The organism is Paenibacillus puldeungensis, assembly GCF_042678945.1.
Classification (GTDB): Bacteria; Bacillota; Bacilli; order Paenibacillales; family Paenibacillaceae; genus Fontibacillus; species Fontibacillus puldeungensis.
On the sequence record NZ_JBHTLM010000008.1, the window covers coordinates 19,230 to 35,303 of the forward strand.

Below are 16,074 nucleotides of genomic sequence, written 5' to 3' on the forward strand. Positions count from 1 at the left end.
TTCACCCCCCAGGTGAAAAAAATTCATCCTATTCGCGTTTTACGACCCCATCTATAATCCGAAATGCGGCCAAAAAATAGTTTGGCTTGACGATGAGACGGAAGCGAGGGATTCAATTCTAAGTTTAAGTTGTCTTGGTTGCTATGGTTTTGGAAGGTCGGCCGGAAGGAGTGGGTTTAATGTTTTTGGCCGAAGAGGTCAGCGGTTTGACGGAGATGATTATGACAAAATTTCCCGGGGTGACGGTTCACCGTTTCAAGGGCCCTGCGGAGCCTGCGGCGGGGGAGTTTATCGTCGAACTTAAGCAGGAAATTCGAAGAAGCGATTCGCGCAGCCACACCTTGGCGGAACGGCAGTATACGATCAGTTTCTTTGCAAATCATGCGGAAGAAGCGGTTCTTTCCATGGAAGCGCTAAGCCGCTACATCATGAATGAAATAACGGAAATAGGCAGTGTTCCCTCCGAAGGGGGCATGGCACTCCGGGCGGCTTCGTTTGCCATTGCCTCTTTGGAACAACTGGAGGGCGGATTGATGAAATGCGTCGGTACCGTTCTGATTAATTCACGGGAATCGGTGTCTCTCAAACCACACGAGAAAATAGGCAGAATTGAAATACGTACGATCAATCATTGAAAGGTGGCATGTAAACATGGGTGGAACTTGGGATCCAATCAGCTTGCCGGTACGTCCGGGGCTGTACATTAATTTTGTCGAGGCCGCAGCGGCCCAAATCAAGGGCGGAGCGCGCGGAACGGTAGCGCTGCCGTTATTTCAGTACAAGAACGCAGCGCCAAAGAGCTTTTTCACGATTGAAAAAGTAAAGGAAGCAGTTGATTTGTTCGGCGAGGAACATATCGATCCGATTCGGCTTGTGCTGCTGGGCGGTGCCAAAGAGGTACTCGTATATACGGTTCCTGTACCGGCGGAAGGTAAGGAACTGAGCACAGCGGATTATACCGCGATTCGGGACGTATACAGCACCCGTCAATTTAATGTATTCGTCTACCCGAGCGAGGTTCCGGCCGCAGAGCAAAAAGCAGCGATGGCTTGGTGCGTAGACAACCGCGAGGATGAGGGAAAACACTTCATTACTGTGTTTGGCGGTACGGCAGAAGAGGACCTTGATCCGGCCAAAGGGAACGCGCGAAGCGTCTCTGTGAAGGACGATTACACGGTCAACCTCATCACGGGGATAACTGTCGACGGAGCAACCTACAGCTCGGCTAAATTCGCGCCATATGTGGCGGGCCTGATCGCGGGAACCGGCATCAACAAGTCGGTGACTTACACGCCGGTATCCGCGAATGATGTGACTAAACGCTTGAAGAATAGCGAAGTTAACGCCGCGCTGGAGAAAGGCTCTCTGGTGCTGGTGCATGACGGAGAGAAAGTCAAAGTGGAGCAGGGCCTCGTGACCAGCGGGAAAAAGATCCGCGCCATGCGCGCGCGCCAAGCCATTTCTACGGATATTGCCAAGGCGGCGGCGGATTCCTACATCGGCAAGCTGGATAACAACGCTGACGGGCAAGCCGCGCTGATTTCGGCGGTGAAGGCTTATCTGGAGCGTTTGCAGCTGAACAACGTATTAACGGATATCGCCGTGACGCTCGACCCGGACCGCAAGTCCGAAAGAGATGAGGTTTACCTGCTGATCAGCTTTACGGAAGTCGATAGCATGGAACGGATTTTCCTGACCGTGAAGGTATAAATTCGCAGTCATCAATATTTTCTAGGAGGGGTTTTAAGTGCTGGATTCAACCCGCGTTATCAATGGAACTTTTGGATATGTATATCACGATGGGAAATGGCTGACGAACGTGAAATCGGCGGAAGCCAACGTAGAAATCACCAAGGAGGAAATCAAACGCTCCGGTACCCGCTGGACAGCGCATAAAGTGACAGGCCTTAACGGATCGGGAACGATTACAGGGTACAAGGTGACCTCTGAATTCGTGGAATTGATCGGGCAAATCGCTGAGGACAGCAAAGGGACATTCACGACGGAATTGATCCTGAAGCTGGAGGACCCGGAATCTTACGGGGCTTATCGAGTACGCCTCAAGGGTGTTACTTTTGACAAGATTCCGCTCATGCATTTTGAAGTCGGCTCGATCGTGGAGGAGGAGCTTCCGTTTAATTTTACCGGTTATGAACTGCTCGATAAACTGGTAGCGGAAGAAAGCTAGCCTTCTTCAGAAACGGCATGAACCCGGTATGCAAAAGGCGGTTTCTTCCGGGTTCCATGTCTTTTCTATCGCAGACAGGGCGTACATTTATATTTTTCAAATACGAGGAGATGAATGACGATGGCAATCACCACCGATAACCGACAAAGCAATGTTTTGCAGGCGCTGCTCAGCGCAGAAAGTAAACCGAAAAAAGATGTTCCGATGAAGCGGCTGGGCGTTGATTTTCAAATTCAGGCGCTCGACGGCAAAACCATCAACAAAATTCAGGAGCAATGCACACATTACACCGGCAAAGGCTCAAAGCGCGAAAAAGTAATGGACGAAGAGCAGTTCGGAGCGCTCGTCATTCAAAAGGCCTGCCTCATTCCCGATTGGTCCGCGAAGGAATTGATCGAAAAATACGGAACGCCGACGGAAGCGATTTTAGGTCTGTTGCTGGCCGGAGAAATCGCCAAGCTGTCTGCGGAAATTTTGGAAATCAGCGGCTTCGACAGCGATGAAGAAGACATAAAAAACTGATTAAAGCGGGCGGTGAAGCTTTCCTGGTGCATCTTATTTTTCAGCGCCATCATATTCCTCCGGATGAAGTATACAACAAGGACGAGAAGGTGAAGCGATTTATGTACGCTTCGATGATGCTCCAGCTGGAAGAGGAAGAAAAGGTGCGCAAGGAGCAGGAAAGGGCTGCCCGCAGGATGAGGTCTTAAGTTTGCCCGCAGGGGGTGGTGATTAGAAATGGATGTGAACAGCAGTGTTGCAGAGCTAGAGAAATTGTCGGCCCGCATACAAAAAGTGAAGGCCGATCTCACCAAGCTCGCCAAGGGCTCCATTCAGGCCATTGGGCTGCAACTGGAGTTCAAAATGACCAGTAAGAAAACGATAAAACAGCATTTTGACAATAAAGCCGCGGAAATTCGCAAAGAAACCCAGAAGGCTGCTAGGCTGGCGGCGGAGCAGGCAAGAGCTGTGGAAGAAGCCGCCGAAAAGGCAACGATGGCTTACCTGTCCACAGCCAAGGGGAAGAAAGCCAAGCAAAGTCTTAGGAAAATGCAGGCGGCCAAGGAAGCGCGGGAGCAAGCGGCAGAAGCGGTGAGGGCTGCAAAAGTGGCAGCCATTCAAACCGAAGCGGCGCAGAAGCGAGTCGGGCAGGGCAGCATTCGCTGGCGAATCCGGCAAAGGTTTGAGGAACCCGGGAGCAAGCTGGCAAGCGCGTATAAACGGATCAGACATCCGCTTGGCAATTTGGGCAAGGAACCTCTTCAGTACTGGTGGCTTAAGCCAAATGCTCCTGCCAAAGGCGGGGGCGCGAAAGCGGGAGGTACAGCCGCAGCTACCAGCCCCAGGGACCGGATCGCCAGCATCGCCAGCACGGCGGGGAATTGGCTCTCATCTCTCAAGGATCAATCTTTGGAAGCGGCCAAAACGTTCGATGCGGCATTTTCCGTGCTGCGCTCCACTTCAGGAGCTTCCGGACCGGATATGGAGAAGCTGCTCGGTTCCTTCCGCGCCGTGGGTCGGCAGGTACCGAACAACTTGAACGAAGTCGGAAAGGCGCTCGGAATTTTGAGCCGGGACACGACCCTGACGGGTGATAAGCTGGAGAAAATGACGCAGCTCGTGCTAACCGCCTCAAGAATAACCGGTTCCGATAGTGCCCAGGCTGCCGAATCCGCTGCAAGGGCCTTGACGGTATGGGGATATTCCGCCGAGGACGGAGCCAAGACAATGGATAAATTTTTTGCGGCGAGTCGGGCAGGGAAGGTCAATATGGGGGATCTCATGAAGAGAATGTCCCAGTTTGGTGTTCCTATGCGGCAAATGGGCCTCGGGTTTGAGCAGTCCATTGTGCTTATGGCGAAGTGGCAGAAGGAAGGGATCAATCCGATGGAGGATGCCCTGAAGAAAAAGCTGCCGGACGGGGGCTTTGCAGCGGTTGCTGAGGAAATCAAAAAAGCCGGCACATCCACCGAGGCCGCTAAAAAAGCGATGGAGTACTTCGGACCATTGGTGGGTGGAGATTTGGTTACAGCATTGCAGGGAGGAAAAGTCGAGTTTAACAACATGCTCAGTGCCATGAACCAGTCGAAGGACGGGATCATGAATCATGCCCAGGCGGCTCAGAGCTTCGGCGATCGCTTTGACGCGCTTAAGAACCGGATCACCATCGCCCTTGCGCCATTGGGAGAAGCTTTGCTCCCGTTCGGCGAAGGGATGGTTGCCGTTATCGAGTTCATTATGGAGTACGCGGACATTATGGGAGCAGCTCTTATAGGGATGAGCGCCGTGTTAATCGCGATCTTTGCTCCGGCGCTATGGGCATCTGTTACTGCACTCTGGGCCTCGGCCATGGCGGCATGGGCGCTTGTCCTTCCATTTTTACCGATTATCGCGATTGTAGCCTTGGTGGGGGCTGCCTTTGCCCTGCTGGCTTATCTGGTGAAATACCATATGGATGACATCCAAAATATTATTAACTTGATTACGGAAGGAATCGCGACTGCATTTAAGTTTGTCTCGGACTTAATTACTAACATTTTTAATGCCGCTTTGGATTATGTCGTTGGAAAATTGAATCAAGTTAAAGCGTTTATTAACAGTTTTTTAGGCGGCAGCAACCAAGCGTCCGTTAGCTTGAACACGAATACCACAAGTCAGGTTACGGCAAACGGCGGCCCGCCAACGAGCAAATACCACGGCCTTGATTACGTTCCCTACGACGGGATGATGGCCCGGCTGCATAAGGGGGAACGCATTATGCCAGCCAGCGAGAACAGGGAATTTTCCCAAGGCGGCGCTTCAGGGGCCATCTCGATTACCGGCAATACGTTCAACGTCCGCCAAGAGTCAGACATCGACGCGATCGCCAGAGCTTTGGCCCGTGAAATTAAAGCGGCGGGAGGGTTGATGGCCTAATGACGTCGCTGGAATTTTGGCTCAAGACGGTAGATGAGAAAGAGTGGCTGCAGCTCCCGGTCAATCCGGAGCAAATATCGGTCAAAACCTCGCATGGCTACGAAGACGTGCAGGTGACCCAACTTGGCGAGTATACCGTGATCGGGGAAGAGAAGCTGAAAGAATATTCGTTTTCTTCCTTTTTTCCGCGCGACTATCATCCCGGCTATTGCGAGTATGAGGATTTGCTCGAACCGTGGGCTGTTGTGGAAACAATCGAAACCTGGATGAAAAAGCGCAAGCCTGTTCGCCTGGATATCACCGGTTCTCCGATCAAAGGGCTCGTGACGATCCGTTCCTTCCAATACAGCGAGCGAGCCGGAAACCCGGGAGACGTATTTTTTGAGCTGGAGCTTAAGGAATACAAGGAAGTGCAGTTTCGCCAGGTCGAGACCTCGGGGTCGGGCAAGGCGATGGTCATTACAGGAGAGCACCGTCCCGACATGAAGGAGCCACCCGCTTTTTCCATCGTGGTCCCTCGGGATACGCTTTGGAAAATTGCGCAGCGCACACTTGGCAACGGCGACAGATGGAAGGAAATTTATGCAGCCAACCAGGCGGTGATCGGTAAAAATCCGAACCATATCGTTCCCGGCCAGAAGCTGGTGATTCCTTCATGAACTGGAGCGTGACTTATAAAGATGCAAAGCAAAACGTGTTCCTTGACCCGATCGTTAAATCGATCAATTGGTCCGGGGACATCAAGCAAGCGGCCCGCAAACTCGTCGTCGAACTGTCCAACACGGGCGACCTTCGCGACCTGTACATGTTGTTCGAGAAGGGCGCGGAACTCCGGCTCATTCTGAATGAGAAGCAGGAGCTCTTCCGCGGCGTATTGTTTGCGGATCAGATCAATTCCCAAGGTCAAATGACGTTAACGGCCTACGACGAGAACATTTATTTAACCAAAAGCAAGGATACGAAAATATTTCGCAATCAGTCGGCATCGGCAATCATCAAGCGACTGTGCAATGAATTCTCCATCAACGTCGGTGAAATCCACGATACGGGATATGTTATTCCAAAAATGGTGTTCCGCGACAAAACGCTGTTCGAAATGATGATCATGGCGCTCACCGAAACGCAAAAGCAAAACGGGCAGCACTTTTTGATTACTTCCAAGGAAGGCAAGCTGCAGCTGCTGGCACGGAAAGAGCAAAAGGGCAAATGGGTGCTGGAAAATGGGGTCAATCTGCTGGACGCCAGCTACTCCCAATCGATTGAAGAAACCAAGACGCAGATCAAAGTCGTCGGCGAGGATGCCAAGAAGAAGGAAATTTCCGTCAGCGTCAAGGATGGGGAGCTTACTCAGCGTTATGGCGTCATGCAGCATTTGGAGAAGCCGGATCAGAACATGACCAAGTCTCAAATGGACCAGAGGGCGAAGCAGCTGCTGAAGGATTTGGGTACGATCGATGATCAGGCCCGAATCGAATGTCTAGGTATTCCCGATGTGATTTCGGGCTCCTGCGTATACGTCAAGGAATCGGTGACAGGAATTCTCGGCGGGTTTTATATATCGGCCGATGAGCATCGGTTCGAGAATGGAAGCCATACGATGTCGGTAACCTTATCGGCTACGGATGATATTCCGAAGATGGACTATAAGGAAGAGAAGGGGCGCTAAACAATGATACGTATTGAAGGTTCCGGAGCAAGTCAACTCGTGCAGTTGATCCGCGAGCTGGGATACAACTCGGAGGTTACGATGGAGCTGGCTACGGTTACGGCCGCGCCGCCCGAGTTGAAAATCAAGGTAGATCATATGAATCTCGAGCTGGAAAAGGATGACCTAATCGTTGCCCAGTCGCTCACGAAGCATAAGCGGAAGATCAATATGAAGAGCGAAGGGAAAACGAAAATTTCCGCAATGAACGTTAACCCAAAGGTTCCTCCGTTTAAGTTTGATCCGGGCGCTGTGTTCGTGGGGCAAGGGACGATATCCTTTACTGGGCTGACGGTGGACTCTGCCGACCAGACCATTAATGAAGCTGAGCTTGAATTCCTCGATGAACTGAAGGAAGGCGACCGCGTCATGGTTGTCGGAATCAATCAGGGTCAAACCTACATGATTCTCGACCGGGTGGTGACGTACTAATGCCTTTGTCCCCATTGCGAAGCCGGGAGGAGCGCTTTGAGGAAATAAAGCCGCTTCCGCTTCCTTCACGGACTTATTACCTTGACTTCGAGACAGGCCAAGTCGTCGAAAAGATCATCGACGGGAAAGAAGCGATCAAGCAATTTATCCGCAAAGCGATTCAGACGGCTCGTTACAGGTTTTTGATCTACAACAGCCAATACGGCTGTGAAATCGAAACCTTACTCGGTCAGGACATTTCGCCCCAGCTTTTGAATAGCGAAGTCAAAAGAGTGATTGTCGAAGCGTTGCGGGAAGATGATCGCATTCAGGGGGTAGAGCAATTTCAAATTATCCGTGAAAGCGACAAACTGTTCGTTGCGTTTACGGTACAGACCACCAAAGGGATTATCGAGCAGGAGGTGACGATTTAATCGTGTTTGAAAATCAGACGAAAGAGGCGATCCTGGAGCGAATGCGAAAGGCATCGCCGGAGGGCATCGACACCCGGCAGGGCTCCATCACTTTCGATCTGCTCTCGCCTGCAGCGATCGAGCTTGCCCATGCCTATATTCAATTGAACAACGTGCTGAAGTTCGGTTTTGCAAGTTCGGAGCAGCCCTCGGAATTTCTGGATTTGCGGGCAGCGGAATTCGGAGTTACCCGGCGCCCGAGCAGGAAAGCGGTGGGGGAGGTCGTTTTTACGGGTGACGATGACACGATCATTCCTAAAGGGACCTCCGTTTCTACAGATGAGGAAGAAGCGATCGTTTTTGTGACCACCGAGGAGGCTGTCATCAAGCAGAAAACAGCCAAAGTCAAGGCGGAAGCTGCCGTCGGCGGAATTCGGGGAAATGTGGATGCCGGGCGGATCAAGCTCATTATGGGCAACTTATCCGGTGTAATTTCCGTAACCAATCCGGTAGAGTTTACAAACGGGATGGAAACGGAATCCGACGAGTCGCTTCTGGGCCGATATTTTGACCGAGTCCGAAGACCTGCCACGAGCGGGAATATCTGGCACTACCGCCAATGGGCTTTAGAAGTGGCCGGTGTGGGGGATGTAAAAGTGTTTCCGACATGGAAGGGGGGCGGCACGGTCAAGCTTTCGATTTTGTCCGAAGATAAGCGGAGGCCTAAGGATGACATTATTTTGGATGTGGTGAATGCGGTAAAAGAACGTCGTCCTGTTGGGGCAGATGTTACCGTCAGTCCTGCGGAGGAAGTAAGCATCAACGTATCCGCTCGCTTGACGCTGGCTCCCAGCGCCTCGTTAGAAGAAATCAAGGCACTATTCAAAAATAAATTGGACGATTTTTTAGCCAGTATCGCCTTTAAAACGACGACCGTTTCCTACAACCGCATTTTTGGTCTCCTGCTGGACATAGAGCAAATTGCAGACTTTCAGGAATTGACCATGAACGGAGTGAAGGGAAATCTAAAAATCAAAGAAGACGAGGTAGCGGTAGCCGGGGCGGTGAATTTCATTGTCTAGCAAATTATTTGAGCTGGTGCGCGATATCGAAAGGGATTTGCCTGATTATTTGCCCAAGTATTATGATCTTGATGATTATGAAAGTAAGCCTAGTATCGCTGGGAATTTGATCAATCAGGAAAAGAAAGAGCTTATCGAGCTGAATCTGCAAGTTTTGGACGTTCTCAAGCAGTTTTTCATTGAATACGCTACCTGGGGACTTGCGAGATGGGAGAGCATCTGCGGCATTGTCGTCGACGAAAACAAGCCGTATGACCAGCGGCGTTCCGTGATTAAATCAAAGCTCAGAGGAGCAGGAACGGTAACGCTTGAGGTCATCAAAAATGTGGCTGATTCCTTTCAAAATGGAGAAATCAAAGTAGAGGAAAATTTTGCGAATTATCAGGTCGTCATCACGTTTATCGGCAAGCGGGGAATCCCGGCGAATGAGTTGGATATGCGCAGCGTCCTTCGCGAAATCATCCCTGCGCATCTTGAATTAGTGTTTAAATACACTTATTTGATTTGGGATGAGCTGGATGCAGCCAATTTGACCTGGGATAAATTGGATGCCCTGAACATGTCGTGGGATCAACTGGAAGTTTGGAAGCCTACCAAGTCTTAGAAGGGAGAGAAGATAGATGCCGAAACCACTGCCAACCGGGCTGAAAACGTTTGAGCCTTCGGATACGGTCCGAAGAACGGCCCAGAATGAAAATATAGAAGCAACTGATGCGCTTTTCCATGAATCCAGCGGGCATCATCATACGGGTAAGCCTGGAGACGCACCGCAAATCGGCAAGGATGGCATTGCCGGCGAAGCGGTTACGGCTGAGAAAATCGCCCAAAGCAGCATAGTCAGGAGGCATTTGCGTACCGGTCAGCTCAGTATAAATATTGCCAAGAATAAAGCGGTAACTGTTAGTGGAGGAGAGGTTGGCGGTGTACCAACCGCACCTTATTATGATTATTGGGGGGACAGAAACTACTGGTTGTTATTTGCTTCTTACGCTCCACTCCCTCAATCCATCACGATCAACCTGGAAAGAGAATATTACGATTTAGAGGGATTGAGTTTCGAAACTGCCGATGGACAGTACCCTTCCGAATTTTTTGTAGAGACCACAAGAGACGGCAAGACTTGGAAAAGGGTATATACTTTCATATCAACTGAAATTCCTCCCCTTGTGCAAAGACACTATTTTCAGCAGCTTGAAAGTGCAACTCATGTTCGAATAACGATCACTAAGGCCTCTGATCCGTACGCGAATGTTTTTTTGACACGCATTAGCGTTTACTCATCAAGGATATCTGGTTCGGAAGAGGAAGCCTTAAGCGACCGTAAAACTTGGGGCATAGTTGCAAGAACCCAAGGGTTAATGATTATGCCGATGGGAAGTATCATCGACTATGGTTTGGCTTCAGGAGGAAGCATCCGAATAAACGATCACATTCTCATTATGAATCCTGCTTCGGGAACTTATTTTTATGTTGAAGCTGGAACTTACGTCTTAACGGATTGGAGTTATTTATATGTTGACATTCCCCTTTATTTCGGTGACAAACAGATCATTAAGCCGCAAGTCAAGGTTTGGGACAATAATGTGGAAAAACCCCGGCTCTATGACCACCCGCACCGGATTGTTTTAGCGCAACGATGCGGGAAAGTCTTTTTTAACTCGGCTTTAACCTCAAACGTTGCCAGTTTTTCACCGAATGCAGATAAGGTGAACGGAATTCAATTTATGATGAATAATGGAAGTTTGCAATACAACGATGGATCGGGGTGGAAAGGCGTGGGGATTAAAAGCGTACAGCGCGGGGCAACGAATATATCTTACTTTTATCCGAACGGAAACGGGTCGCTCGTTAGGGATGTTACGATTAATCCGGTGAATCCGGCAAAGTCGTTCGTGAATTTCTCCACCTCCGGGCTATCTCATTGGTTTCAAACCTCTCCGATGATGGACGGATCGGTTTGTGGAAGGCTGGTTGGCAACAATACCGTCCGGTTTAATTTCTACGATGGTTTTTATGAAGCTTATGCGGAGATTGCCTGGGAGGTGATTGAATTTGCCTAAGTATTATGCGCAGTTGGATGAAGAAATGCGGGTATTCACAGTCAGTGAATTGGCTGGAGAGGTTGATTCTCCGGACATGATCCCTATTACCGAGGAGCAGTACCGGGATGGACGATTGCTATTAACACGGTATGTCGATGGACAATTTCAGGGCTGCTTCGCCAGTATGGAGTCGGATAAATCGTCGATTCAACCGGATGGGGAAGATGTAGTTACGGTGAAGGTATTCATAACCGACTGGCAGGGAGAGGTCATTAACGATTTCAATGATGAGGTGACGCTCGAACTGAACGGCATGCGACAGACGATTAAAGCATTGAACGGGATCGCGGAAATTACGATCAGTAGTGAAGAGCTTGGGGAATTTAAGTTAAAGACCGTAGGACTCGACCGAAACGCAGAGCTAAAGGTGGTGGTTGTCGATGGCGACTAAGAAACCTTTGTCCAAAGGGACGGCCCATTTCCATATCCCGGCGGACCCGCTTCGCCTGAAAGCCGAGGAAATCAAGGACCGCCACAGCAAACGGGGCGTTGCGAGTCTTAAATCCAAGGAAGTGACGCTGGAAATGCTGTATGAGTTGTTAGGTGATATTTTGGACCAGCAAGCAATCTTGGCGACGCGACTGGACAGCTTCGTCAAGGAAAAGCGTTAGTACAACTTCGGGTATTATATCCGGCATATTCGCCTCTATGCTAAGCCATCCATATCCTTTAAGGATCTGTGGATGGCTTATTGACATTTTATCAGTTTAGAACTAAACTGATGGTGTGAGAATGATCACAGTAAATGAGGTGATGGCTGGCATGAGCGATATGTACAAAAAGGATAAGGAGCAGGACCAGGACAAACGGCTTGGTCTGTTGATATGGTTCCGACTTTCCCGCATTTATAACCAAAGCCTTCGCGCGACGAATCAGCATTTGAAGGCGTGGAACCTGACGCCCGCCCAGTTTGATGTTCTGGCCCAGATTGGCACCTTTGCCGGTCTGACTCAGCAGGAGTTGGCCGAGAAGCTGTTTGTGACAAAGGGAAATATCACTCAGCTGCTTGCCAAGATGGAAGAGCTGGGCTTGATCCGGCGCGAGCAGGAGTGGAAGAAGAAATGTTTGTTTTTAACTGAGCAGGGGCAAGCGCTTTTTGACGAGGTAGTTTCTAAGCAGGAAAGCTTTCAGGCCTCGCATTTTGCAGGATTAAACCGGGAAGAGAAGAAACAGCTTCTCTCACTGCTCCGGAAAGCGCAAAAGCACGGATCATGAATCATTTTGGAGGGATATAATATGCAATTTAAAGGGATACATCACGTTTCAGCGCTCACCGCTTCGGCTGCGCGGAACTTTGATTTTTACACAAAAGTGATGGGGCTACGGCTCATTAAAAAAACGGTGAATCAGGATGACGTTTCCGTATATCATCTTTTTTATGGCGATGAGAAAGGGAATCCAGGGACAGAGCTGACGTTCTTCGAGATTCCGATGGCCGGGCGCAACCGGGACGGGAACAACAGCATTTCGGCGCTATCGCTTCGTGTTCCGAGTGACCGGGCTTTGGAATATTGGCGGGAACGCTTGGATGAGTTTAAGGTGGAACGCGAGGAGATTATAGAGCGGGCTGGAAGGGCTACACTGGCGTTTCGCGATTTTGAGGGGCAGCGTCTGATATTGGTTTCGGACGAACACAACGCGGGCGTAGCGGGAGGTCACCCTTGGGCAAAGAGCCCGGTCCCTGCGGAATACGCCATCTTAGGTCTTGGACCGGTCAGCCTCACCGTACCCGCGGCAGACGCAACCATTGCATTATTGACAGATATCATGGGCTTCCGCCGCAAAGGACAATATGCGTCTTCCGTGGAGGGGCAGCCGGATATCGTGGTCTATGAAACGGGCGAAGGCGGCACGGGAGCAGAAGTGCATGTCGAAGAGAGAACCGACCTGTCGCGTGAGCGTTTAGGGCGGGGTGGTGTGCATCATGTTGCCTTCCGCGTAGAAAATGAAGAAGAGCTACGCGCCTGGATCAACAAAGTGAAGGAGGCCGGATTTTCAAACTCCGGATTTGTCGACCGCTTCTATTTCCGGTCCCTGTACTTCCGCGAACCGAACGGCATTCTATTCGAAGTCGCTACCGATGGTCCCGGCTTTGATACGGACGAGGATCTTGAGCATCTGGGCGAGTCGCTGGCGCTTCCACCGTTTCTGGAGCCAAAACGTCAGCAAATCGAAGCTAATTTGAAGCCGCTTGATACGGTGCAATAAGCAAACCCTCCACTATAACACCAGACTTTTGATGTATGCTATGTATGGGAAAAAGACTGGAGTTGGTTTGGTACTATGAACACCTATAAAACTGCGGAAATTGCACACCGCATCGGAATTCATCCCAATACGGTGAGGCTTTACGAGGAACTCGGACTTATTCCAAGGGCTAAACGGGCATCGAACGGCTACCGTGTTTTCACCGATTTTCATCTGGAGCAAATCAAGTTTGCCAGAACGGCCATGGAAGTTGAAATTATTCAAAGCGGCCTGCGTAGGAAGGCGATTGAGATCATTAAGAGCTCCACTGCCGGCGACTTTGACAGAGCCTTGGCTCTGACAAACGATTACTTGCTGCAAATTGAAAAAGAGATAACCAGTGCGGAAGAAGCTATCTCCATCGTGGAGCGGTTGCTGTCGGGGAGGGAACTGGAGTTGCAGCCGAAAGCGAAAGCAGATCAGCTTTGCTTAACCCGACAAGAAACGGCAGACCGACTGCAAATCACTATGGATGCTTTAAGAAATTGGGAAATGAACGGGCTGCTGACGGTGAAACGCAAGCAAAACGGGTATCGCGTATATACCGCTGAGGACCTTCAAAGGCTGATCGTCATCCGATCACTGCGCTCCGCCAATTATTCCCTGGCCGCGATTTTACGGATGCTTCGCGCGCTCTACAGCGACCCTGAGGCTAACCTGCGAGAGGTGATTGATACGCCGGGAGAAGACGACGATATCGTATCCGTATGCGACAAGCTTCTTACCTCCTTGCAGGCGGCTGAAACAAACGCCCTTCAAATGCTCGTTCAATTGGGACAGATGAAAAAACGGTTCGGGTCGAACCCTACACTTTAACACCAGACTTTAGGTCTGGTGTTATTCTTTGGATACACCAAAGAAGAGGAGGGTTTTACCAGGATGGAAGCAACCATCGAAGTAACGCAGCTTAGCAAGTCCTATGCCGGGGTCGCGGCAGTCGAAAATGTCGATATTTCCATCGGCCGTGGCGAGGTGTTCGGCTTGCTTGGAGCCAATGGCGCTGGAAAGAGCACGTTGATTGAATGTATTTTAGGCACCAAAAGGCAGGACCAAGGGACGGTAACGATTTTGGGCATGAATCCGCAGACAAATCGTAAAAGCTTGTTTGAGCGAGTCGGCGTGCAATTTCAAGAATCCGGTTACCAGGATAAAATTACGGTAGGCGAGCTCTGCGAGGTGACGCAATCGCTGTACAGGAACTCATTAGACTACAACGCATTACTGAAGCAATTCGGCCTTTTGGATAAGTTGAAAAGCCCGGTAAACGAGCTTTCAGGAGGGCAAAAGCAGCGTTTGTTCATTGTCCTCGCGTTAGTACCGGATCCTGAGGTTGTATTTTTGGACGAGCTGACCACAGGACTAGATCCCAAAGCAAGGCGGGACGTATGGAAAAGCCTTTCCGAACTGAAAGCAAAAGGGTTGACCATATTTTTGGTCTCTCATTTTATGGACGAGGTGGAGATGCTTTGCGATAAAATCTGCATCTTAAAGCAGGGGAGAAGTATTTTTTACGGAACCGTACAAGAGGCGATCGCAGCCAGTCCCTATGAAAAATTCGAGGATGCCTATCTCTGGTACACGAACGAGGAGGAACAAGACGATGCACGCATTTAGCAAGCTGTTCAAAACCGAATTCAAATTGTCCCTGCGCGGGATGGATATGTTTATTTTTGCCATTTGCATGCCCGTTGTGATGGTAATCATTCTTGGCGTCATTTTCGGAAGCAAGCCAGCATTTGAGGGTGCGAATTACACGTTTCTTGAGCAATCGTTCGGAGCAGTTGCGACGATCGCTATCTGTGCAGGCGGCGTTATGGGACTCCCTTTAGTCGTATCCGATTACCGGCATCGAAAAATACTCAAACGTTTCAAGGTAACGCCTACCAGCCCGGTTCTCATTTTAGCGGTGCAGGTGGTAAACTATGCGCTTTATTCTATAGTCTCGCTGATCCTTGTTTATGCGACAGCTGCCGCTTTCTTCGGCTATCAATTAAACGGTTCCTGGCTTCGGTTTTTGGGCGGATACTTCCTGGTCATGTTGACGATGTTCAGCATCGGACTCTTGGTAGGCGGACTCGCCCCAAATAGCAAGGCCGCAGGAATCTACGCCAGCCTGCTGTACTTCCCCATGCTTATTTTCTCAGGAGCTACACTGCCGTACGAGATCATGCCTGTGGGTCTGCAAAAAGCAGCCGATCTACTGCCGCTGACCCAAGGCATTAAGCTGCTAAAGGCGGCTTCGCTTGGCCTGCCAAGCGACAGCGTCTTGCTTCCTGTCATTGTTATGATCGCCCTTGCGGTTATCTGTATCGGCGTCTCTGTACGCTTTTTCAGGTGGGAGTAACCGGTAGTTCACGCCACTTAGTGCCGAGGACAGGAGGGATGTAGTTGTTCATCTGATCTACCAGGTCTTGCGGGTTGGTAGCTACGAGGAGAAGCTGCATATTGGACTCTCTCATAAAGCCTTCATACACGGTGTTCTGCAGCAAGGACACGAGGGGGTCGAAAAAACCAGCCACATTAAGAGCCCCAATTGGCTTGTTATGGATCCCAAGCTGCGCCCAGCTAAGCGTCTCAAACAGCTCCTCGTACGTCCCGATCCCTCCCGGCAAGGCGATAAAACCGTCCGCTAAATCAGCCATCGTTTTTTTTCTTTCATGCATATCACGAACCTCGATGAAACGGGTGAGCCGTTCATGGACCAATTCTGTCGGGAAAAGACCTCTCGGCATAACTCCGGTGACTTTACCGCCGTTATCTAGGATATGATAGGCCATGGCCCCCATTAATCCCAACTTCGAACCTCCATATATCAACTCAATTTCGTGTTGTAGGAAGACTTGTCCCAGCCGGATGGCCAGTTCCTTATATTCCGGCCGATTTCCTGGATTGGAGCCGGAATATACACATATTTTTTTCATGACTCGAACCTCCCCAAAATGAACTAAAACGAAGCTATTGACGATAACCTGCACGATTATTATGATAGGGAAAGTGATATAAGTAAAAT

Annotated in this window: 21 protein-coding genes; 20 read left to right on the forward strand and 1 reads right to left on the reverse strand. The window is 50.1% G+C overall.

Going from position 1 to position 16,074, the window contains the following annotated elements; all coding sequences use genetic code 11:
* Nucleotides 1-179: 179 nt before the first annotated feature.
* The 20 genes from ACFQ3W_RS12425 (at nt 180) to ACFQ3W_RS12520 (ending at nt 15,408) form a co-directional block, all read left to right on the forward strand.
* Nucleotides 180-635: a hypothetical protein gene (locus tag ACFQ3W_RS12425; RefSeq protein WP_379319548.1), complete on the forward strand. Its 456-nt coding sequence runs from the start codon at nt 180-182 to the stop codon at nt 633-635.
* Nucleotides 636-651: 16 nt separating this feature from the next.
* Nucleotides 652-1,710 carry a phage tail sheath subtilisin-like domain-containing protein gene (locus ACFQ3W_RS12430; protein ID WP_379319549.1) on the forward strand — a complete coding sequence of 353 codons (1,059 nt, stop codon included), beginning with the start codon at nt 652-654 and terminating at the stop codon, nt 1,708-1,710.
* A 37-nt stretch (nt 1,711-1,747) separates the two neighbouring features.
* Entirely contained in the window at nt 1,748-2,188 is a 441-nt protein-coding gene (locus ACFQ3W_RS12435) for a phage tail tube protein (protein WP_379319550.1), read from the forward strand.
* 120 nt (nt 2,189-2,308) lie between these two features.
* Nucleotides 2,309-2,710, forward strand: coding sequence for a phage tail assembly chaperone (locus ACFQ3W_RS12440; protein WP_379319551.1), 402 nt, complete (start codon nt 2,309-2,311; stop codon nt 2,708-2,710).
* A gap of 26 nt (nt 2,711-2,736) precedes the next feature.
* A complete protein-coding gene (locus tag ACFQ3W_RS12445; protein WP_379319552.1) occupies nt 2,737-2,898 on the forward strand; it encodes a hypothetical protein in 162 nt (53 codons plus the stop codon).
* 28 nt (nt 2,899-2,926) lie between these two features.
* Complete coding sequence (locus tag ACFQ3W_RS12450; RefSeq protein ID WP_379319553.1) at nt 2,927-5,104, forward strand: phage tail tape measure protein; 2,178 nt, start codon at nt 2,927-2,929, stop codon at nt 5,102-5,104.
* Nucleotides 5,104-5,763, forward strand: coding sequence for a LysM peptidoglycan-binding domain-containing protein (locus ACFQ3W_RS12455; protein WP_379319554.1), 660 nt, complete (start codon nt 5,104-5,106; stop codon nt 5,761-5,763). The genes ACFQ3W_RS12450 and ACFQ3W_RS12455 overlap by 1 nt, the downstream gene beginning before the upstream one ends.
* Nucleotides 5,760-6,770, forward strand: coding sequence for an XkdQ/YqbQ family protein (locus ACFQ3W_RS12460; protein WP_379319555.1), 1,011 nt, complete (start codon nt 5,760-5,762; stop codon nt 6,768-6,770). The genes ACFQ3W_RS12455 and ACFQ3W_RS12460 overlap by 4 nt, the downstream gene beginning before the upstream one ends.
* A gap of 3 nt (nt 6,771-6,773) precedes the next feature.
* Complete coding sequence (locus ACFQ3W_RS12465) at nt 6,774-7,241, forward strand: DUF2577 family protein (protein WP_379319556.1); 468 nt, start codon at nt 6,774-6,776, stop codon at nt 7,239-7,241.
* Nucleotides 7,241-7,654: a DUF2634 domain-containing protein gene (locus tag ACFQ3W_RS12470; protein ID WP_379319557.1), complete on the forward strand. Its 414-nt coding sequence runs from the start codon at nt 7,241-7,243 to the stop codon at nt 7,652-7,654. The genes ACFQ3W_RS12465 and ACFQ3W_RS12470 overlap by 1 nt, the downstream gene beginning before the upstream one ends.
* Before the next feature lie 2 nt (nt 7,655-7,656).
* Nucleotides 7,657-8,715, forward strand: a complete 1,059-nt coding sequence (locus ACFQ3W_RS12475) for a baseplate J/gp47 family protein (protein ID WP_379319558.1) — start codon at nt 7,657-7,659, stop codon at nt 8,713-8,715.
* Entirely contained in the window at nt 8,708-9,319 is a 612-nt protein-coding gene (locus ACFQ3W_RS12480) for a putative phage tail protein (protein WP_379319559.1), read from the forward strand. Before ACFQ3W_RS12475 ends, ACFQ3W_RS12480 begins: the two co-directional genes overlap by 8 nt.
* Before the next feature lie 16 nt (nt 9,320-9,335).
* The gene (locus tag ACFQ3W_RS12485; protein ID WP_379319560.1) at nt 9,336-10,775 is read left to right on the forward strand and encodes a hypothetical protein; all 1,440 of its coding nucleotides are present in this window, start codon (nt 9,336-9,338) and stop codon (nt 10,773-10,775) included.
* The gene (locus ACFQ3W_RS12490) at nt 10,768-11,208 is read left to right on the forward strand and encodes a hypothetical protein (protein WP_379319561.1); all 441 of its coding nucleotides are present in this window, start codon (nt 10,768-10,770) and stop codon (nt 11,206-11,208) included. The genes ACFQ3W_RS12485 and ACFQ3W_RS12490 overlap by 8 nt, the downstream gene beginning before the upstream one ends.
* Nucleotides 11,198-11,428, forward strand: a complete 231-nt coding sequence (locus tag ACFQ3W_RS12495; protein WP_379319562.1) for a hypothetical protein — start codon at nt 11,198-11,200, stop codon at nt 11,426-11,428. The genes ACFQ3W_RS12490 and ACFQ3W_RS12495 overlap by 11 nt, the downstream gene beginning before the upstream one ends.
* Nucleotides 11,429-11,588: 160 nt before the next feature.
* A complete protein-coding gene (locus ACFQ3W_RS12500) occupies nt 11,589-12,032 on the forward strand; it encodes a MarR family winged helix-turn-helix transcriptional regulator (RefSeq protein ID WP_379319751.1) in 444 nt (147 codons plus the stop codon).
* Between the two features lie 21 nt (nt 12,033-12,053).
* Nucleotides 12,054-13,025 (forward strand): ring-cleaving dioxygenase, encoded by a 972-nt coding sequence (locus ACFQ3W_RS12505; protein ID WP_379319563.1) that lies wholly within the window; start codon nt 12,054-12,056, stop codon nt 13,023-13,025.
* A 75-nt stretch (nt 13,026-13,100) separates the two neighbouring features.
* The gene (locus tag ACFQ3W_RS12510) at nt 13,101-13,880 is read left to right on the forward strand and encodes a MerR family transcriptional regulator (RefSeq protein WP_379319564.1); all 780 of its coding nucleotides are present in this window, start codon (nt 13,101-13,103) and stop codon (nt 13,878-13,880) included.
* Nucleotides 13,881-13,943: 63 nt separating this feature from the next.
* A complete protein-coding gene (locus tag ACFQ3W_RS12515) occupies nt 13,944-14,678 on the forward strand; it encodes an ABC transporter ATP-binding protein (RefSeq protein WP_379319565.1) in 735 nt (244 codons plus the stop codon).
* Entirely contained in the window at nt 14,665-15,408 is a 744-nt protein-coding gene (locus ACFQ3W_RS12520) for an ABC transporter permease (protein ID WP_379319566.1), read from the forward strand. The genes ACFQ3W_RS12515 and ACFQ3W_RS12520 overlap by 14 nt, the downstream gene beginning before the upstream one ends.
* Here ACFQ3W_RS12520 and ACFQ3W_RS12525 read toward each other — a convergent pair.
* Complete coding sequence (locus ACFQ3W_RS12525) at nt 15,395-15,985, reverse strand: LOG family protein (protein WP_379319567.1); 591 nt, start codon at nt 15,983-15,985, stop codon at nt 15,395-15,397. The genes ACFQ3W_RS12520 and ACFQ3W_RS12525 overlap by 14 nt on opposite strands.
* Between the last annotated feature and the right edge of the window lie 89 nt (nt 15,986-16,074).